Annotated in this window: 19 protein-coding genes and 2 tRNA genes; 14 read left to right on the forward strand and 7 right to left on the reverse strand. The window is 61.8% G+C overall.

Going from position 1 to position 17,881, the window contains the following annotated elements; translation table 11 throughout:
• Positions 1–875 precede the first annotated feature (875 nt).
• Entirely contained in the window at positions 876–1,385 is a 510-nt protein-coding gene (locus M727_RS0128640) for a DUF892 family protein (RefSeq protein ID WP_027155497.1), read from the forward strand.
• Positions 1,386–1,895: 510 nt separating this feature from the next.
• On the opposite strand, the gene M727_RS41875 is transcribed toward M727_RS0128640, so the two are convergent.
• The 3 genes from M727_RS41875 to M727_RS0128660 all read right to left on the reverse strand — a co-directional run bounded on the left by M727_RS41875 (position 1,896) and on the right by M727_RS0128660 (position 2,893).
• Positions 1,896–2,078: a hypothetical protein gene (locus M727_RS41875; protein ID WP_156941665.1), complete on the reverse strand. Its 183-nt coding sequence runs from the start codon at positions 2,076–2,078 to the stop codon at positions 1,896–1,898.
• Positions 2,053–2,484: a hypothetical protein gene (locus tag M727_RS37850; protein ID WP_027155498.1), complete on the reverse strand. Its 432-nt coding sequence runs from the start codon at positions 2,482–2,484 to the stop codon at positions 2,053–2,055. Before M727_RS37850 ends, M727_RS41875 begins: the two co-directional genes overlap by 26 nt.
• A gap of 334 nt (positions 2,485–2,818) precedes the next feature.
• Positions 2,819–2,893: transfer RNA gene (locus M727_RS0128660), tRNA-Thr, on the reverse strand.
• A 149-nt stretch (positions 2,894–3,042) separates the two neighbouring features.
• Here M727_RS0128660 and M727_RS0128665 point away from each other — a divergent pair.
• The 11 genes from M727_RS0128665 to M727_RS0128715 all read left to right on the forward strand — a co-directional run bounded on the left by M727_RS0128665 (position 3,043) and on the right by M727_RS0128715 (position 9,824).
• Entirely contained in the window at positions 3,043–3,255 is a 213-nt protein-coding gene (locus M727_RS0128665) for a hypothetical protein (RefSeq protein WP_027155499.1), read from the forward strand.
• Positions 3,256–3,394: 139 nt separating this feature from the next.
• Positions 3,395–4,687 (forward strand): UDP-N-acetylglucosamine 1-carboxyvinyltransferase, encoded by a 1,293-nt coding sequence (murA, locus tag M727_RS0128670; protein ID WP_027155500.1) that lies wholly within the window; start codon positions 3,395–3,397, stop codon positions 4,685–4,687.
• Between the two features lie 313 nt (positions 4,688–5,000).
• A complete protein-coding gene (locus M727_RS0128675) occupies positions 5,001–5,435 on the forward strand; it encodes a DUF2948 family protein (protein WP_027155501.1) in 435 nt (144 codons plus the stop codon).
• A 9-nt stretch (positions 5,436–5,444) separates the two neighbouring features.
• Complete coding sequence (hisD, locus tag M727_RS0128680) at positions 5,445–6,737, forward strand: histidinol dehydrogenase (protein ID WP_027155502.1); 1,293 nt, start codon at positions 5,445–5,447, stop codon at positions 6,735–6,737.
• 5 nt (positions 6,738–6,742) lie between these two features.
• Positions 6,743–7,228, forward strand: coding sequence for a UPF0262 family protein (locus M727_RS0128685; RefSeq protein ID WP_027155503.1), 486 nt, complete (start codon positions 6,743–6,745; stop codon positions 7,226–7,228).
• Between the two features lies 1 nt (position 7,229).
• Complete coding sequence (locus tag M727_RS0128690) at positions 7,230–7,694, forward strand: low molecular weight phosphatase family protein (RefSeq protein ID WP_268931755.1); 465 nt, start codon at positions 7,230–7,232, stop codon at positions 7,692–7,694.
• Positions 7,695–7,785: 91 nt separating this feature from the next.
• Entirely contained in the window at positions 7,786–8,004 is a 219-nt protein-coding gene (infA, locus tag M727_RS0128695; protein WP_006200926.1) for a translation initiation factor IF-1, read from the forward strand.
• A 27-nt stretch (positions 8,005–8,031) separates the two neighbouring features.
• Positions 8,032–8,658 (forward strand): Maf-like protein, encoded by a 627-nt coding sequence (locus M727_RS0128700; protein ID WP_027155505.1) that lies wholly within the window; start codon positions 8,032–8,034, stop codon positions 8,656–8,658.
• Positions 8,655–8,858, forward strand: a complete 204-nt coding sequence (yacG, locus tag M727_RS0128705) for a DNA gyrase inhibitor YacG (protein ID WP_027155506.1) — start codon at positions 8,655–8,657, stop codon at positions 8,856–8,858. The genes M727_RS0128700 and yacG overlap by 4 nt, the downstream gene beginning before the upstream one ends.
• A 197-nt stretch (positions 8,859–9,055) precedes the next feature.
• Positions 9,056–9,131: transfer RNA gene (locus M727_RS0128710), tRNA-Phe, on the forward strand.
• Positions 9,132–9,383: 252 nt separating this feature from the next.
• Entirely contained in the window at positions 9,384–9,824 is a 441-nt protein-coding gene (locus M727_RS0128715) for a hypothetical protein (RefSeq protein WP_027155507.1), read from the forward strand.
• A gap of 480 nt (positions 9,825–10,304) precedes the next feature.
• Here the strand turns inward: M727_RS0128715 and M727_RS41880 are convergent, their stop codons facing one another.
• On the reverse strand, positions 10,305–10,466 hold the full coding sequence (locus M727_RS41880; RefSeq protein WP_156941666.1) for a hypothetical protein: 162 nt from the start codon (positions 10,464–10,466) through the stop codon (positions 10,305–10,307).
• Between the two features lie 214 nt (positions 10,467–10,680).
• Here M727_RS41880 and M727_RS37855 point away from each other — a divergent pair, with 214 nt between their 5' ends.
• Positions 10,681–10,944, forward strand: coding sequence for a hypothetical protein (locus M727_RS37855; protein ID WP_031256784.1), 264 nt, complete (start codon positions 10,681–10,683; stop codon positions 10,942–10,944).
• Between the two features lie 51 nt (positions 10,945–10,995).
• Here M727_RS37855 and ggt read toward each other — a convergent pair whose 3' ends face one another.
• From ggt to M727_RS0128740, 3 genes are all read right to left on the reverse strand, one after another.
• Positions 10,996–12,729, reverse strand: a complete 1,734-nt coding sequence (gene ggt / locus M727_RS0128730; protein ID WP_027155509.1) for a gamma-glutamyltransferase — start codon at positions 12,727–12,729, stop codon at positions 10,996–10,998.
• Positions 12,730–13,231: 502 nt separating this feature from the next.
• Positions 13,232–14,524, reverse strand: coding sequence for an L-rhamnose catabolism isomerase (gene rhaI / locus M727_RS0128735; protein ID WP_027155510.1), 1,293 nt, complete (start codon positions 14,522–14,524; stop codon positions 13,232–13,234).
• Positions 14,525–14,710: 186 nt separating this feature from the next.
• On the reverse strand, positions 14,711–16,813 hold the full coding sequence (locus tag M727_RS0128740) for a bifunctional rhamnulose-1-phosphate aldolase/short-chain dehydrogenase (RefSeq protein ID WP_027155511.1): 2,103 nt from the start codon (positions 16,811–16,813) through the stop codon (positions 14,711–14,713).
• A gap of 213 nt (positions 16,814–17,026) precedes the next feature.
• Between M727_RS0128740 and M727_RS0128745 the strand changes: the two genes are divergently transcribed.
• A complete protein-coding gene (locus tag M727_RS0128745; RefSeq protein ID WP_027155512.1) occupies positions 17,027–17,836 on the forward strand; it encodes a DeoR/GlpR family DNA-binding transcription regulator in 810 nt (269 codons plus the stop codon).
• Positions 17,837–17,881: the final 45 nt, after the last annotated feature.

Genomic DNA, 17,881 nt, shown 5'->3' on the forward strand with positions numbered 1-17,881 from the left:
GTCTGCGTTTCCTGCTGGAACCGTTCGGACAGTTCGCTTTTGGCTGTTTCGAAATCGGCCGGCTTACGGCCCTGATCGTCTTCGCGCTGCATGGTGTCTCCTAATGGAATCCGAGGAAGGAGAGGATCGCAAGCACGACGACGACAAGGCCGATGAGATAAATGACACTGTTCATGGCGGCAATCTCCTCCATTGCCTAACGAACTTGGCGGGGGCAAACTGGTTCCATCACTTCCAGCTAAATTAGCAGTAAGAATTCGGTGCCATAACCGGCGTGCCTCGCATGGATTTCTAGCGACAGCGCGCCCATGGCGTGGGTCCAAGGGAACATCCAAATGAACCAGGGCATCAATAGGCCCCTCCTGCCGGGAACCAGCCTCCGCAAGACACATTGCTGAGTCACCGAACTTCTCAAAAAGGATGCTTGCTATGGCGAAAGAGATACCTCGCGAGGAAGAGCAACGCGGCACAGGAAGGGTCCTCATGTGGGGCGCCGTGATCACCGCTGTGCTTTTTGTTGCCCTACTGGCCACATTTGTCCTCGGGCCACTCTGATCTGATTTGGGGGCAGGATTTTTCGAACTGTTGGCCTACGTATCGCGCGATACTCACCGCCCTAACCTCTGGAACTTGTTCCTGCGGCGGACCAAAGCTGCCGGCCGGCGCCTACCAGGCAACGCCCACTGCTCACAGAGCACCATTAGCTGACGCTAATGTTGCGCTTCTGGGGGCTTTTGGCCGGGGAGGCAGCGACCTGCGGGACGGGTTGTCGTGGTCACCGCCGGGTATCGACTGCGCTTTGCAGGCGATCGGAACTAACGGTCTGTGGCGGCGTTGCGATGGCAGTAAGACAATGCTGACCAACGGAGACAGACATGACAGACTCCAAGGAACGTCTGGTGCAGTGGCTTCGCGACGCTCACGCCATGGAAGAACAAGCCGAGACCATGTTGAGCGGCCAAATCGAGCGTCTCGAAAACTATCCCGAGATTCGCGACCGGATGAACATGCATCTCGAAGAAACGAGGCAACAGGCAAAACGTCTTGAACAATGCCTCGACCGGATCGGCGACGGATCTTCGACGCTGAAGGACGCCGGCGGTAAGCTAATCGCCATCGGACAGAACATCAGCGGCATGTTTGCAGGCGACGAGGTGATGAAAGGATCACTGGCTAGCTACACATTCGAGCATATGGAAATCGCCAGCTACAAAATGCTCATTGCCGCAGCCGGCGAGGTCGGCGACTCCGAGACCCAAAGAGCGTGTAAAGAAAACCTGCGCGAAGAAGAGGCGATGGCAGATTGGCTGGAAAACCAACTCGGCACGGTCACCAGCGAGTTCCTCAGACGCGACGAGCGGGATGCTGACACCGCGAAACGGTGACAGGCCTAAAGTCTTGCCATCGCGTTGTAGAAATCCTTCGGCGGCACGAGGCTGATCGACGTCAAAACCCGGTAGGGCTTCAGACGCGAAGGGATGGCGGATTGGTTGACGTTCTAAAAGAAACCGCTCCCTCTCGGCGCGATGTTCGAAGCAGAACCAGCGCGAGGCTTGCCTAGGCCTCGCGAAAATCCCAGCCGGCATGGTTTGTGCAGCCAGGATGTTCGCACGCAAGGCTGATTCCCGGGCGCTATGACCTGTTCTGGCCGTGGGAGCCTGAATCTCGTCGCACATCACTTTCATCGTATGGGAATGGATACACCTCGATGTCAAGGGGCTGCGCTTGTCGATCTTGTGCCAACCAATTCCGTTGAAGGAATCTGCAGCGATCACGAGAGCCTTGCGTGTCAAGGGCTTGAGCGATTTCAAGGGGATAAACTGGTGCTGCGAGAGAGGATTGAACTCTCGACCTCTCCCTTACCAAGGAAGCGGCTAGCAGCTAGTATGCTACTGTTATTGCTGCTTTATTTCGGGTTCCGATTTCGGCTGCACCAATTCTGCACCACCTGTATCCAGGCAGTACCGCTTGATCACTACCCAACCGAGCACTATCAGCAACAGCGGCGGGTACAGGAAGTAGCAGGCTACCGCTATGAGCAGTACCAGCAGATCATGCCGCAAGTTTTTCCAGTTCATGCTGGCCTCCCGTTAGATAGGCGACCAGCTTAGGATTATCGCGCATAACTTGCAAGAACCCGCAAGCCATCCGATCCACAACTTGTTCCTCTGTAGGCTTGGCAATGATGTCTAGCCCTACAGCTTCCCATACAGCATGAAATACCTCATGCAGTACAATCTCACGCTTCTTACTCGGCACTATGCCTTCTTTGATCAGGATCACCATGCCGTCAGTATCGCACTCACCTAGATTGCCGTCAGCATCTACAATGGATATCTCTGACATTCGGTAAGTGTGTGCACCAATCCGTAGATAGTCCGGCATAGTATTCATGGTGATAGGTTCATTGCTATTGAGCCACAAACAAAACCACACAACACTACGTAAAAACACAGCGGCCCAAAAATACCCGGTTTCCACCATGTGAGCGGAAGCCCCACAACAGAAACTAAAGCAGCGGGGATCACTCCAATAAGATAAGCTTGATCTAGGGTCATGCTATTTCCCACCTTCTAGACGACGCAAGGCGGCTATATCCGCCGCGTAAATCAGTTCGCCACCATCCCCATAATGCTTTGGGTCGTCCTTACTGCCGTAACGAGCAACATAGCCTATGATATCGGCGCCATGTTCTTTGATCCAATCTCGCACCAATTCTGCACCACCACGGGTGCTGAACCGTGCCGAACTGTGCCGAGGCGCAGAGATACCGACCGCTCTCTGCGGTCGGTAATACGTTGAATTTGTTAGGAAAATCTGGTGCTGCGAGAGAGGATTGAACTCTCGACCTCTCCCTTACCAAGGGAGTGCTCTACCACTGAGCTACCGCAGCCGCTGATGGCGGGGCTTCTGCCATATCGAACCGGCAAGCGCAAGGCCAAGTGCAAGCCATCTGTGAAAGCCCGCTCCGACGGCTTTTGCGGACATGGCAGCGCCACAATGTTGGCTATCCCTGAATAGCGGGTCAGCCGGGACGGAACCATGAACGACAAGGCAATTCCATCTGACAAGGAGGGTCCACCCGACAAGGAGGGCCCATCTGACAAGGGCGGGCCGTCGACAAAAGCTGACCGCAAGACCCGGCTCGCCGAGCAATTGCGCGCCAATCTGCAGAAGCGCAAGGCGCAGTCGCGCTCGCGACGCACTGGCGGGGCCGACAAGCGGCCGGACGGGCTCGAAACGCAAAAGGATTGACCTATTATCGACAGCCACGGCGCGGGAATCCTGTTTCTTGAACCAAGCCGGCCAATGGTTTAGACGGGCCGGGGTCTAGACCGGCCACAACAGACTCAACCGATTAAAACCGGCCTTTCGGCCGAGGGGACGTTCTTCCATGGATCGCATCAGAATCGTCGGCGGCAACAAGCTTGCCGGAAGCATCCCGATCTCGGGCGCGAAGAACGCCGCGCTGCCGCTGATGATCGCTTCGCTGCTCACCGACGACACACTGACCCTGGAAAACGTGCCGCATCTGGCCGATGTCGAGCAGTTGATCCGCATCCTCGGCAATCATGGCGTCGACTACTCGGTCAACGGACGCCGCGAAAAGCAGCAGCAGGGCTATTCGCGCACCGTCACTTTCTCCGCCCGCAACATCGTCGACACAACGGCACCCTACGAGCTGGTGTCGAAGATGCGCGCCTCGTTCTGGGTGATCGGCCCGCTGCTTGCCCGCATGGGCGAGGCCAAGGTGTCGCTGCCCGGCGGCTGCGCCATCGGCACGCGGCCGGTCGACATTTTCCTGGAAGGCCTCCAGGCGCTGGGCGCCGATATCGACGTCGACACCGGCTATGTCATCGCCAAGACCAGGAACGGCCGTCTTGTCGGCAATCGCTACGTCTTCCCGAAAGTGTCGGTCGGCGCCACCCATGTGCTGATGATGGCCGCGTCACTGGCCAAGGGCGAGACGGTGCTCGAAAACGCCGCCCGCGAGCCCGAGATCGTCAACCTCGCCGAATGCCTCAACGCCATGGGCGCCAGGATTTCCGGCGCCGGCACCGAGACCATCACCATCGACGGCGTCGAGGCGCTGTCGGGCGCGCGCGTGCGGGTGATACCCGACCGCATCGAGACCGGCACCTATGCGATGGCCGTCGCCATGACCGGCGGCGATGTCGTGCTCGAAGGTGCGCGGGCGGACCTGTTGCAGACCGCGCTCGACGTGATTTCCCAAACCGGCGCCGAGATCACGCAGACCAATTCCGGCATCCGCGTCAGGCGCAACGGCGCCGGCATTGCGCCGGTCGACGTGACGACAGCGCCCTTCCCGGCGTTCCCGACCGACCTGCAGGCGCAGTTCATGGGCCTGATGACGATGGCCAAGGGCAAGTCGCGCATCACCGAGACGATCTTCGAAAACCGCTTCATGCACGTCCAGGAACTTGCCCGGCTCGGCGCCCACATAACATTGTCCGGCCAGACGGCGATCGTCGACGGCGTGCCGAAGCTGAAGGGCGCGCCGGTGATGGCGACCGACCTTCGCGCTTCGGTGTCGCTGGTCATCGCCGGCCTGGCGGCCGAAGGCGAGACCACGGTCAACCGGGTCTATCATCTCGACCGCGGTTTTGAGCGGCTGGAAGAAAAGCTGTCCGGCTGCGGCGCGGTGATCGAGCGGATTTCGGGGTAGAGGTAACGGCCTGAGGTCGGCGCTGCCCCTCATCTGCCTGCCGGCACCTTCTCCCCGTATAGTAACGGGGAGAAGGGGCTTATTCCTGCACCGCTGCTGATTGGCGAAATCGTCCGGCGAAGGCGCCCTTCTCCCCGTCACTATACGGGGAGAGTGCCCGGTCCACCCTCCGCAGCTGCTGCGGAGGACGGGCAGGGCGATGAGGGGCAGCGCACACCTGAAGCGATTGTCCTGGAATCCGCGGCGCGGTTGCACGGATCGCCAAGACCGCCTAACAGAAAGCCGATGTAACCTTCGCAGGTGCGAACTCCGCATGAACCTTCTCAAGCTTGTCGCGCTCGACGATCAGGATCTGAGCATCGTCTCGGCCCATGTCCAGGACGCCGTGCTCAAGGTCGGCGACCTCGAATACATGCCGGCGGTCAAGCGCTTCGTGATGACGATGAACCGCTTCGTCTGGGAGGCGAAATCGGGGCTGTTCCGCCAGCACAATGAGCGGCGGCAAAGCGTGCTGCATTTCGACCGGGTGCTGGGCGCCAAGACCAGCGGCATTGCCCGCGACAAGCCGGACGAGGTGCTGTCGCTGCTGGCGATCAGCTTCATCGCGCTCGACAAGCCGGCCGGCATTGTCGAGCTGATCTTTTCAGGCGGCGGCGCGATCATGCTCGATGTCGAGTGCATCGAGGCGCGGCTGGCTGACACTGGCGGCGCCTGGGAAGCGACGTCGCGCCCCTTCCACAGAGTCTGAGCACACAAGATGGCCATCACGCTTCGCCTGTCCGATGCCGATTTCGAGCCGCGGTTTGCCGCGTTCCTTTTGACCAAGCGCGAGGTCTCGGAGGACGTCGACGCGGTGGTGCGCGCGATCGTCGCGCGGGTGCGCGCCGAGGGCGACGCGGCGCTCATCGACTACACGCTGAGATTCGAAAAGGCCGACCTGAAAGGCCTCGGCATTGCCGTGTCGCAAGACGACATCGCCAGGGCCTACGATGCGGCCGACCCGCAGACGATCGAGGCGCTCAAATTCGCCCGTGACCGCATCCGTTCGCATCACGAGCGGCAGCGGCCCAACGACGACCGCTATACCGACGCTGCCGGCGTCGAGCTCGGCTCGCGCTGGACCGCGATCGAGGCGGTCGGGCTCTACGTACCGGGCGGTACGGCGAGCTATCCAAGCTCGGTGCTGATGAGCGCCGTGCCGGCCAAGGTCGCCGGCGTCGAGCGCATCGTCATGGCGGTGCCGGCGCCCGGCGGCGTCATCAATCCGCTGGTGCTGGTGGCGGCGGACCTGACCGGCATATCCGAGATCTATCGTGTCGGCGGCGCGCAGGCGATCGCAGCGCTGGCCTACGGCACCGAGACGATAAAGCCGGTCGCCAAGATCGTCGGCCCCGGCAATGCCTATGTCGCGGCGGCCAAGCGCCAGGTGTTCGGCACGGTCGGCATCGACATGATCGCCGGGCCCTCGGAAGTGCTTGTCGTGGCCGACGGCAATAACGATCCGGACTGGATCGCCGCCGACCTGCTTGCCCAGGCCGAGCATGACGTGTCGGCGCAGTCGATCCTGATCACCGACGACCCCGCCTTCGGCGCGGCGGTCGAACAGGCGGTCGAACGCCAGTTGCAAAGCCTGTCGCGCGCCGGGACGGCGGCGGCGAGCTGGCGCGATTTCGGCGCCGTCATCCACGTCCCCCGAATCGAGGCGGCGCTGCCGCTGGTCGACCGCATCGCGGCCGAACATGTCGAGCTTGCCATCGACGAGCCGGAAGCCTTCCTGGCGCGGATGCGCAATGCCGGCGCAGTCTTTCTCGGCCGCCACACGCCGGAAGCCATCGGCGACTATGTCGGCGGCTCCAACCACGTTCTGCCGACGGCGCGCTCGGCGCGCTTCTCGTCCGGGCTTTCGGTGCTCGATTTCGTCAAGCGCACCTCGATCCTGAAGCTCGGGCCGGAGCAATTGCGGGCGCTGGCGCCGGCGGCCATCGCGCTGGCCACAGCGGAAGGCCTCGACGCGCATGGACGCTCCGTCGCCATCCGGCTGAATATGTAGCTGACATGGCGGACTACGATCGAACCCGTGCCAGGCTGATCGATGTCGAACTCGACGAATCGATCGGCCGTTCGACGCCCGACGTCGAGCATGAGCGGGCGGTGGCGATCTTCGACCTGATCGAGGAAAACAGCTTCCAGCCGGTCAATGACGACGGCGCCGGGCCCTACCGGCTAAAACTGTCGCTGGCCGAATCCCGCCTGGTCTTCGCGGTGACGCGCGAGGATGGCGCGGCGGTCGTCACCCACATCCTGTCGCTGACGCCGCTCAGGCGCATCGTCAAGGACTATTACATGATCTGCGAAAGCTATTACGATGCCATCCGCACCTCGACGCCCAGCCAGATCGAGGCGATCGACATGGGCCGGCGCGGCCTGCACAATGAGGGCTCGCAGACACTGATGGACCGGCTGGCCGGCAAGATCGATATCGATTTCGACACGGCGCGCCGGCTGTTCACGCTGGTCTGCGTACTGCACTGGCGAGGCTGAACTGTCAGTCCCTCTGCCCCGCTCGATCCTGCCCCGCTCGATCCTGTTCGTCTGCGCCATGAACGCCGTGCGCTCGCCGATGGCCGAACTGCTGGCGCGTCAGGTACTTCCGGCCACCACCTTCGTCGCGTCGGCCGGGGTGCGCGGCGGCGAACGCGACCCGTTCGTCGACGCCGTGCTGGCCGAGGACGGGCTTTCGCTCGGCGACCGGCACCCGAGGACATTGGACGATCTCGAGGACGACTATTTCGACCTGATCATCACGCTGTCGCCGGAAGCCCATCACACCGCGCTCGAGCTTACCCGCTCGCTTGCCGTCGACGTCGAATATTGGCCGATGCCGGACCCGACTGGCGTCGGCGGCACGCGCGAGCAGATCATGGCCGCCTATCGCGAGGTGCGCGAACGGCTGAGGGCGCGGATCGGCCGCCGTTTTCTGGCGCCGGAAGCAGAGAAACCGGGCTGATTTAAGCATGTTCACAAGCGCACGATTATCATATAGGTTCCGCCCAAATTCCGGCCGGGGCGCTGGGAATCCATCCAAGCAAAGGTATCGAATGCCGAAGGAAGAAGTCCTCGAGTTTCCGGGTGTCGTCACGGAATTATTGCCCAATGCGATGTTCAGGGTGAAGCTTGAAAACGAACACGAAATCATCGCCCACACCGCCGGCCGCATGCGCAAGAACCGTATCCGCGTGCTGACCGGCGACAAGGTCCTTGTCGAGATGACACCCTACGACCTGACCAAGGGCCGCATCACCTACCGTTTCAAGTAAGATCGTCAGAGCTCGGCCGGGATCGCGATGATCATTTTGCAGAAGCTCGTGCTTGCCTCGGGTTCGCCGCGCCGAATCGAGCTGCTGCAGCAGGCCGGCATCGAGCCGGACCGCGTGCTGCCGGCCGGTGTCGACGAAACGCCGTTGCGCGCCGAGCATCCACGCTCGCTGGCCAAGCGCCTGTCGAAGGAAAAGGCCGAAAAGGCGCTGGCCTCGCTGCAGACGGAAGAGGATTATGCACCGAGCTTCGTGCTGGCCGCCGACACGGTGGTCGCCGTCGGCCGGCGCATCCTCCCCAAGGCCGAAACGTTCGACGACGTCGTCAATTGCCTCGGACTGCTGTCAGGCCGTTCGCATCGGGTCTATTCCGGCATCTGCTTGGTTACGCCGAGCGGCAAGCTGCGCCAGCGGCTGGTCGAGACCAGGGTGCGTTTCAAGCGGCTGCCGCGCGCCGAGATCGACGCCTATGTGGCCTCGGGAGAATGGCGCGGCAAGGCCGGCGGCTACGCAGTCCAGGGTCTCGCCGGCGCCTTCGTGGTCAAGCTTGTCGGCTCCTACACCAACGTCGTCGGCCTGCCGCTGTATGAGACGGTGGCGCTGCTGGCCGGCGAGGGCTTCAAGGTGCATGCCAACTGGCAGTCAGTTCGGCCATGAACTCGGGTTCGGACGACAAGGTCACGCCGCTGCGCCCCAAGCGGCCCTGCCCCGAATGCGGCAAGCCGTCGGCGCGCGAGACCTACCCGTTCTGCTCCGTGCGCTGCAAGGACATCGACCTCAACCGCTGGCTCAAGGGCGCCTATGTCATTCCGGGCCGCGACGACGAGGACGAAACGGACAACGACCCTCCCAAATGAAGCTGTTCGGCACGGCTTGGTGACTTCGACCGCGTCCCATGAATCGACCTGTCCAGCGACTGCTCGTTTGCCGCTTGAAATCAACGCTTAAGCGCTGGACAGGCGGGATTCCCGTGCTATAACCCACGCGCTTTCAAGGGGCGCCTGCGGCGCTTTCAAGAAATCCGGCGTGCAGAACTGCCCGCGTGCCGGAACAGGCCCAGATAGCTCAGTTGGTAGAGCAGCGGACTGAAAATCCGCGTGTCGGTGGTTCGAATCCGCCTCTGGGCACCATTTTTCCAAGACAATTTCAGTCAGCAAGTTGCGCATGACGCCGGCTTGGCTGAAATCGGTTGGGGGAGTTCAGGTCGCCGTGTTGCGGCAGGTTGCGTAGCAGTTCTCGGCGACCTCCAATCATTTTTCCCGCGCCCGACAGGGCCGGCACTGGCGAAACTGTTTGCTCGCATTGGGGGAATGACGGATTTGATTTGCTTGGTGATCCCCTATCCTTAGGGCAAACTGCCCGTTGGGGCTCCAGGAGGCGAAATGAGAGCACGCGCAGCAACGGTTGGAGATCTGGAAAGTGTTTTCCGTGATCTGTCCAAGCGGATATCGGACGAGTACGTCGCGGCCGGCAAGGACAGCAAGATCGCCTACGACAATCTGATGATGAACTTGAAGGAAGGCCGTGCTCATGCGCTCGTGCAGGGCGAAAAAACCGTAGCGCTCATCGCCTGGCACGAGAATAGCGACGCTGCCGATACGCTGTTCGCCGCGCAAGAAGATTTCTTCAGCGCCGCGACCGTTCGCTTCTGCAAGCGGCACATTCGCCATATCCAGGCGCTTGCAGGCAACCTCCCCATTCACTCGCGCAGCTGGCTGCATAGACCGGACGTCGCAAAATGGTTCCGGATAATCGGCTATGTCGAGCGGGGCCAGGAGAATGGCGCCCAACTGTTCGAACTGCCGCCGGCTCCCGCCGCCTGACAAATCTCGGCGGGCTGCGAAACGCTGCCGCAACCGGTAGCCACGTTCGGGGCCGATGCTCTAGCCAAAAAGGCCCGCCGCTCCATTTGCGAAGCGGCGAGGCCCGATATTCGGGAACGACTTCCGGGCCGTTGCCCCGGCATTGCTTACTGTGCAATTCAGGTGCCAGACGGGTTGACCGATAATGGGACACCGCACCGGGAAAGCGCGAACCATCTTCCGCGATCACACCACTGCCATACCGCGCCATTCCTTGCTATGTTTGCTCGCGGCGGACCTGATTTCCGCTTGGCCGGCGCCCATCAGGCAATCTACCCCAACGCCCCCCCAAAGTGGCGCCGGCCACTCTTCACCACCAACCCAATCTTCGCCGCCGGCCCAATCTTCGCCACCGGCCCAATCCTGGCCACTAGAACGTCACGCGCGGTCAGGCCGAAGCCAGGACAGCGGTTCTTAATCCGCCTCCAGAGCGGCGGCCTTTCATGTCAAAACGCCCTGACTGGCGATTCCAGTGCGACAGATCGCCTGGAGCGGCAGCACGATCCGACCTGAAGCGCGTCGCGTTTGACCGGCGACGCGCTTCAGGTTGTTGTTTTTTTGCATGTCGTTACCGCAAAACCGCTGCACACTTTTGCGCGACATGCATTAAATCCAAAAAGACGGTAGCAAGCCGCGGCCAGAAAGTGTTGAAGACCGTGCCGATGGCATTGAACGCGTCGCGATCCGGTTGCACTCGGCAAGGCTTGATGATTTGTTGCCGCTTCAAGGAGAATGAATGATGCACGAGCCTGCCGGTCAAGACGAATATGGGTCGGCCAGCCCCTTCGACCCGGACGACCTGACGACGTTGAACGTGATGGGTCCGGGTGTGGCCAGCAACGATTTCGAGAAATACGCGGTCGCCGTGATCATCGTGTTCGGCGCCCTCATCATTGGCGGCTTGATGGCCGCAAACCTTGCCCTGGGGCACCGCAACGGCTTCCTGTACGCGCTTGGCGGCGCCACGGCGGCGTGGATATCGGGAAATGCGCTGCTGCTCGATCGGCCGCGTATCTATGCCTTGTTCGTCGGCATCGCAGCGGTGATGCTGATTGCGTCCACCATAACGCTGGTCATCTGACGGGCCCGGCGCGGCCTGACCTGAATCTCAACAGACCCGGGGCGCACGAATCTAATATCCAATCGCCTCGCCGGACGCGGCGCGGCTGTCGATGGCGCCATTGTAGCGGGCGCCGCCGCCCTTTTCGATCTCGGCCAGGCTCTTGCCGCCGACCAGGATACCGGCCGCCTGACCCCAGGTCGCATCGGCGACATCGAGGTGGTAGCCCATCCCGGCAAGCAGTTTTTCGGTATCGGGCGACAGGCCGAACGGTTCGACATAGACCGTGTCGGGCAGCCATTGGTGATGGATGCGCGGCGCGTCGATCGCCTCCTGGATGTTCATGCCGTGGTCGACGACGTTGACGATCGCTTCCAGCGTGATGGTGATGATGCGCGAGCCGCCGGGGCTGCCGATGACCATGAACGGCTTGCCGTCTTTGGCGACGATGGTCGGGCTCATCGACGACAGCGGCGTCTTCCTCGGCGCGATCGCATTCGCCTCGCCCTGGACCAGGCCGTAGAGATTGGGCACGCCCGGTTTCTGGGTGAAATCGTCCATCTCGTTGTTGAGCAGGATGCCGGTGCCGTCGGCTACGACGGCGGCGCCGAACGAACCGTTCAGCGTATAGGTCACCGCGACGGCGTTGCCGTCATTGTCGACGATCGAATAATGCGTCGTCTCCTGGCTCTCGCCAAAGCCCTTCGGCATCAGATCCTGCGACACGCCGGCCCGGAACGGATCGATCTTTTCGCGGATTTCTTTGGCATAATTCTTGTCGAGCAGCTTTTCGACCGGATTGTCGACGAAGTCGGGATCGCCGAGTGCCGAATTGCGGTCGACATAGGCATGGCGCATCGCCTCGACCATGACTTTGACGGTTTCGGCAGAACCGGTGCCGAGATATGACAGCGGATAGAATTCCAGCACGTTGAGGATCTCGCAGATGATGACGCCGCCCGAGCTCGGCGGCGGCGACGAGGTGATCTGATAGCCACGGTAGTTGCAGGTCACCGGCTCGAGCTCGCGGACCGCGTAGGTCTCGAAATCCGCCTTGGCCAGAATACCGCCCTTCTCCGCGCTCGCCTTGACGATGCCGTCGGCGATCGGTCCTTTGTAGAAGGCATCGCGACCTCGTTCCGAAACCGCCGAAAGCGAGGCGGCGAGATCGGCCTGGACAAGGCGCTCGCCGACGGCATAGGGCTTGCCGCCAGGCTTCAGGAAGATGGCGGCCGCGGCAGGGTCCTTGGCCAGCCGCGCGGCGCCGGCTTCGAGCGAGGCGACATCCCCCTGCTCCAGCACAAAACCGTCCCTGGCATAGCGGATGGCCGGCGCCATCAAGTCCTGCCGCGTCAGCGTGCCGTATTTTTCCCGTGCGGTCTCGAAGCCTGCCACCGAGCCCGGCACGCCGACAGCGAGATAGCCGTCGAGGCTGGCGCCTTTCACCGGCTTGCCATCCTTGTCGAGATACATGGTTTTCGTCGAGGCGAGCGGCGCGCGCTCGCGGAAATCGAGGAACGTCGAGCGGCCGTCCTTGAAGCGGATGGTCATGAAGCCGCCACCGCCGATATTGCCGGCGTTTGGATAGACCACAGCCAGTGCGTAGCCGACGGCGACTGCGGCATCGACGGCGTTGCCGCCCTTCTTCAGCACCTCGACGCCGACTTCAGACGCCAGATGCTGGGCGGTCACCACCATGCCATGCTCGCCCTTCGCCGGCTGCGGCGAGGCGGCCAATGCGGCCGCCAGCGGCGCAAAGGTCAAGGTGAGGGAAAGACTGAGGGCGATTAGGGTGCGGCGGTGCATGGCCGTTCTCCGGGGCGTGGGATGCGCCTAGAAAAGCCGTTTGGAGAGGTTGAGTCTACTGACAATAAAGAAGATTTCGCCGGGCTTGCACGCCTGCGCCGGTTCGGTTCGTAACCACCGTTGCAATCTTCGGCTGATGTAACGGCATGGATCCTAGGGTCTCCGCGACGTCGCTTCGCTCCTGCTCCGCCCTAGGATGACGAAGGCGTGTTGGCTTGTAGCTAATCGCAGATGGCGCAGATTTGGCAGTTGCGTCGCAGCGTAGGTAGGCTGATGACAAGCGAAGGCGTTCGAAATTAGCCGATGCCTCTCTCCCTTCGTCATCCTAGGGCGGAGCAGGAGCGAAGCGACGTCGCGGAGACCCTAGGATCCATGCCGTTACATCTCAGCGTCGCAGCGTTGATGGCAAGCCCCATGCCGGCAACTATGCTACTAATTCTAACATAATCCTGATTTGCGCCGCGACCCGCCTCAGGCGGGTTTTTTTCGTTTCAGGCCGGTATCAAACAATCCCACCGCCGCCGCCAGCGACTGCCGGCCGTTCCGCCGCGATTTTGGCTCGGTAGCCGGCGGCACGATAGGTGGCGACCGGATCGATGGCGCCGCCCGTGTTCAGCCGCGCCATGGCGAGGATCGGCTCGACATCGGTGCGATAGGCGGCTTTCAGCGTCTGCGTCGCCATCAGCGCGTCGTTGGCATCCTGATAGCCTTCCAAAGCCTGGCGATCGACCAGCAGCGCCTGCGCATAGGCGCGCTGCACCTCGACCGCCGACAACATCAGGCTTTCGATCGGGTCGGTGACATTGTGGCTCTGGTCGAGCATGTGAGCCGGATCGAAACCTTCGGCCCCGGCAAGCTCGGCATCGACCAGCTCGTTGAAGACGAGGAACAGCCGGTAGGGATCGATCGAGCCGGCGTCGAGATCGTCGTCGCCATATTTCGAATCGTTGAAATGGAAGCCGCCGAGTTTCTTGAACTGGATCAGCCGCGAGACGATCATCTCGATGTTGACGTTGGGCGCATGATGGCCGAGGTCGACCAGGCAGAACGCCTTGTCGCCGAGCTCTTTGGCGATGATGTAGTTGGTGCCCCAATCCTGCACGACCGTGGAATAGAAGGCCGGCTCGTACATTTTGTGCTCGGTGAACAGCTTCCAGTCGTCCGGCAGCTTGGCGTAGATCTCCTTCATTGCGTCGAGATAGCGCTCGAACGCCTTTGCGAAATTGACCTGGCCGGGGAAATTCGATCCGTCGCCGATCCACACCGTCAGCGCCTTGGAGCCCAGCGTCTTGCCGATCTCGATGCATTCGAGATTGTGCTCGACCGCCTGCCGGCGGGTGCCGGCGCCGGCATGCGACAGCGAACCGAACTTGTAGGACAGTTTTTGGTCACTGGCGTCGGAGAACGTGTTGGAGTTCATGGCGTCGAAGCCGAGGCCGAAGCGCGAGGCCGCCTGCTTCAGCCGGTTCGGGTCGGCCTTGTCCCAGGGAATGTGCAGCGAGACGGTGGGTGTCGCCTGCGTCAACTGCCGGATGACGGCGCAGTCCTCGATCTTGTCGAAGATATCGCGCGGCTCGCCGGCGCCGGGAAAGCGGGCAAAGCGGGTGCCGCCGGTGCCGACGCCCCAGGACGGGATCGCCACGGCGAATTTTTCCACCTTGTCGCGGATGGCGTCGACGGCGATGCCGCGGCGGTCGAGGCGTTCGCCGAGCGCATCGTAATCGCGCTTGAGCTCGGCCGCGCGCGCGAGATTGTCCTTGTCGACGATGTCGGCGGAGATGATGGTTTCGGACATGGTGCTTCCTCCCAAATGCGTTTGGTTGGCGCTGCCCCTCATCCGCCTGTCGGCACCTTCTCCCCGTATAGAGTCCGTATAGAGACAGGAGAGGGGAAGCGCTCCGGCATTGGCGACCCCCTCTCCCCGTTCTTCGCGGGGAGAGGGTAAGGGTGAGGGGCAGCGCCACCCTCAAAAAATGATCGCCTAGCGCGTAAAACTCTGGGCGTTGCCGGCGTCGACATTGACGATATTGCCGGTCGACTTGGCCGACATGTCGGAGGCGAAGAAATAGATCGCCTCGGCGATGTCTTCGGGGAACACCGAACGCTTCAGCATCGAGCGCGAGCGGTAGTGTTCCTCAAGGTCGTCAGTCGACATCTTGTAGGCGGCGGCGCGCTGTTCCTTCCACTCGCCGGTCCAGATCTTCGAGCCGCGCAGCACGGCGTCGGGATTGACGACATTGACCCTGATCTGCGCCTCCGCGCCTTCCAGCGCCAGGCAGCGCGCCAGATGGATTTCGGCGGCCTTGGCCGTGCAATAGGCGGCGGCATTGGGCGATGCGGCAAGCCCGTTCTTGGAGGCGACGAAGACGACATTGCCGCCGATCTTCTGCGCCCGGAACAGCCGGAATGCTTCGCGCGAAACGAGGAAATAGCCGGTCGACAAGATGTCCATGTTCTTGCTCCACAGCGCCAGCGTCGTCTCCTCGATCGGCGCCGAGGTTGCCAGGCCGGCATTCGACACAAGGATGTCGATGCCGCCGAACTCGACCGCCGTCTCGGCGAAACCGGAGATCACCTGGTCCTCTGACGTGACGTTGAGCACCACCGGCCGCACGAAATCCTTGCCATGGGCCTTGGCCAACTCGTCATTGGCGCTGGCAAGGGCGGTCTCGTCGATGTCGGCCAGCACGACGCAGGCGCCCTCGCGCAGCAGCCGGTTGGCCGTCGCCCGGCCGATGCCGCCGGCGCCGCCGGTGACCAACGCGATCTGGCCAGCAAGCGATTTCGGCTTGGGCAGGCGCTGCAGCTTTGCCTCTTCGAGCAGCCAGTATTCGATGTCGAAGGCTTCCTGCTCGGGCAGGCCGACATAGGTCGACACTGTCGAGGCGCCGCGCATGACATTGATGGCATTGACGTAGAATTCGCCCGAAATGCGCGCCGTCGCCTTGTCGCCAGCGAAGGTGAACATGCCGACGCCGGGCATCAGATAGACCACGGCGTTCGGATCACGCACCGGCGGCGAATCCGCATGCTTGCACCTGTCATAATAGGCCTGGTAGCCAACGCGATACTCCGCCAAATCGTCGGCGAGGCGGGCGATGACGGCGTCGACATCGGGATTTTTGGGATCGAATTCGATGACCAGCGGCCGGATCTTGGTGCGCAGGAAATGATCCGGGCAGGAGGTGCCGAGCGCCGCCAGCGGGCGCAAAACCTTCGAATTGACGAATTCGAGCACGGCCGGCGAATCGTCGAAATGGCCGAGCTTGTGGCTTTTCTCCGAAATCAGGCCGCGGATCCTCGGCATCAGCCTTGCCGCCACGGCGCGACGCGCCGGCGCGTCGAGCGATTTGACGACTTCGCCGCCGAAGATCGGCTTGCCTTCAGACTTGCGCTCGAACCAGTCGATCGCCTGGTTGATCACCGAGATCGTCGTCTCGTAGCATTCCTTTGGGCTCTCGCCCCAGGTGAAAAGGCCATGGCTTGCCAGCACAACGCCCTTGGCCTCAGGATTTTCGGAGCAGAATTTTTCCAGCCACAGGCCGAGCTCGAAGCCCGGGCGCTTCCATGGCAGCCAGCCGATCGCGTCGCCGAAGATCTCCCTGGTCAGCGCCTGCGAATCCTTGGCGGCGGCAATCGCGATGATGGCGTCGGGATGCATGTGGTCGACATGAGGCTTCGGCACGAAGGCGTGCAGCGGCGTGTCGATCGAGGCCGCGCGTGGGTTAAGGTTGAAGGTGCAATGGGGCAGATAGGCGACCATCTCGTCCTCATGCTCGACGCCGCGATAGAGACCCTTCAGCGCGCGCAGCTTGTCCATGTAGAGCGTGGCGAAGCCGTCGAGCTTGATCGAGGCGCTGTCACCGCCCGAGCCCTTCACCCACAGCACTTCCACGCTCTCGCCGGTGAGCGGATCCTTTTGCCATATCTTGGAAGAGGTGTTGCCGCCGCCATAGTTGGTGACGCGCTTGTCGGAGCCAAGAACATTCGAGCGATAGACCAGACGTTCCGGCTCGCTCATCCCCAGGGCTTTCGCCTCATTCCAAAGATTGGCGAGGCGCGTGCCGGAGCGCTTGTCAAGCATAGGTAATCCTCCCGTGACGTGAGACGCACAAACGGTGCGGTCAATTGCGACCGTATAGCGGGTCAGCTTCGGCCGAATGTCCACGGAAGCGACGGCATTGTCAATCACAAACGATCAAGATTGATCATATTGCACTGCACAATGGAATTATATGATCGGAAATGATTGACACTGCGCGTTTTGAGTGCGTAGATGCTGAGGCAGGGAGGAACCATGCACGAAAAAGAGCGCCACAGGATCATTTTGTCCGCCGTCCAGGAAAAGCCTGTGGTGACGGTGCAGGAGATGGTCGACCTGACGGATTCATCCGAGGCGACGATCCGGCGCGACATCGCCGCACTGCATGTGCAAAAGCGTCTGCGCCGGGTGCGTGGCGGCGCCGAGGCGATCACCCCGCCGCAATTCATCGGCCTTGCCGGCCGGCCTTTTTCCGTCAACGAGACGATCAACGCTGCGCAGAAGCGGGCGATCGCGCGGGACGCCGTGGAACTGTGCAAGGACGGCGAGCCGATCATCATCAATGGCGGCACCACCACCTTCCAGATGGTGCATTTCCTGACCGGCCGCCGCATGCCGATCTTCACCAATTCCTTTCCGATCGCCGAGCACCTGCTCAAGCACTCCAAGAACACGGTGATGCTGTCGGGCGGCACCATCTACCGCGAGCAGAACATCATCCTGTCGCCCTTCGACAATGACGTGACGCGTAATTTCTATGCCCGCCGCATGTTCATGGGCGCGCAAGGGCTCGGGCCACTCGGCCTGATGGAAGGCGATCCGCTGCTGATCCAGGCCGAGCAGAAACTGATCGATCAGGCCGACGAACTGGTGGTGCTGGTCGACTCGTCAAAATTCCGCAAGCGCTCGAGCCTGATCCTGTGCGGCCTGTCGCGCATTGCCACGGTCATCACCGACGACGGCATCGAGGATCGCGAGGCCAAGATGTTGGAGGCCGCTGGTGTGACGCTGGTCGTCGCCCGCACAACGGCAGGCAATAGGGAAGAATCTTCGCTGCAGGCCTGAGGGTTCGCAGCGGCGATGGAATGCAACGCTCAAGGGAGGATATTC

This window comes from Mesorhizobium sp. WSM2561 (assembly GCF_000513915.1).
Lineage (GTDB): Bacteria > Pseudomonadota > Alphaproteobacteria > Rhizobiales > Rhizobiaceae > Mesorhizobium > Mesorhizobium muleiense.

Coding starts and splice junctions, on each gene's coding strand:
- M727_RS0128700 (WP_027155505.1), top strand. CDS start 8,032: ATGATCATTTTGCAGAAGCTCGTGCTTGCCTCGGGTTCGCCGCGCCGA.
- M727_RS0128675 (WP_027155501.1), top strand. CDS start 5,001: ATGAACCTTCTCAAGCTTGTCGCGCTCGACGATCAGGATCTGAGCATC.
- yacG (WP_027155506.1), top strand. CDS start 8,655: ATGAACTCGGGTTCGGACGACAAGGTCACGCCGCTGCGCCCCAAGCGG.
- ggt (WP_027155509.1), bottom strand. CDS start 12,729: ATGCACCGCCGCACCCTAATCGCCCTCAGTCTTTCCCTCACCTTGACC.
- M727_RS41880 (WP_156941666.1), bottom strand. CDS start 10,466: ATGTCGCGCAAAAGTGTGCAGCGGTTTTGCGGTAACGACATGCAAAAA.
- infA (WP_006200926.1), top strand. CDS start 7,786: ATGCCGAAGGAAGAAGTCCTCGAGTTTCCGGGTGTCGTCACGGAATTA.
- M727_RS0128685 (WP_027155503.1), top strand. CDS start 6,743: ATGGCGGACTACGATCGAACCCGTGCCAGGCTGATCGATGTCGAACTC.
- M727_RS0128640 (WP_027155497.1), top strand. CDS start 876: ATGACAGACTCCAAGGAACGTCTGGTGCAGTGGCTTCGCGACGCTCAC.
- murA (WP_027155500.1), top strand. CDS start 3,395: ATGGATCGCATCAGAATCGTCGGCGGCAACAAGCTTGCCGGAAGCATC.
- M727_RS0128715 (WP_027155507.1), top strand. CDS start 9,384: ATGAGAGCACGCGCAGCAACGGTTGGAGATCTGGAAAGTGTTTTCCGT.
- M727_RS37850 (WP_027155498.1), bottom strand. CDS start 2,484: ATGGTGGAAACCGGGTATTTTTGGGCCGCTGTGTTTTTACGTAGTGTT.
- M727_RS37855 (WP_031256784.1), top strand. CDS start 10,681: ATGGGTCCGGGTGTGGCCAGCAACGATTTCGAGAAATACGCGGTCGCC.
- rhaI (WP_027155510.1), bottom strand. CDS start 14,524: ATGTCCGAAACCATCATCTCCGCCGACATCGTCGACAAGGACAATCTC.
- hisD (WP_027155502.1), top strand. CDS start 5,445: ATGGCCATCACGCTTCGCCTGTCCGATGCCGATTTCGAGCCGCGGTTT.
- M727_RS0128745 (WP_027155512.1), top strand. CDS start 17,027: ATGCACGAAAAAGAGCGCCACAGGATCATTTTGTCCGCCGTCCAGGAA.
- M727_RS0128665 (WP_027155499.1), top strand. CDS start 3,043: ATGAACGACAAGGCAATTCCATCTGACAAGGAGGGTCCACCCGACAAG.
- M727_RS0128740 (WP_027155511.1), bottom strand. CDS start 16,813: ATGCTTGACAAGCGCTCCGGCACGCGCCTCGCCAATCTTTGGAATGAG.
- M727_RS41875 (WP_156941665.1), bottom strand. CDS start 2,078: ATGAACTGGAAAAACTTGCGGCATGATCTGCTGGTACTGCTCATAGCG.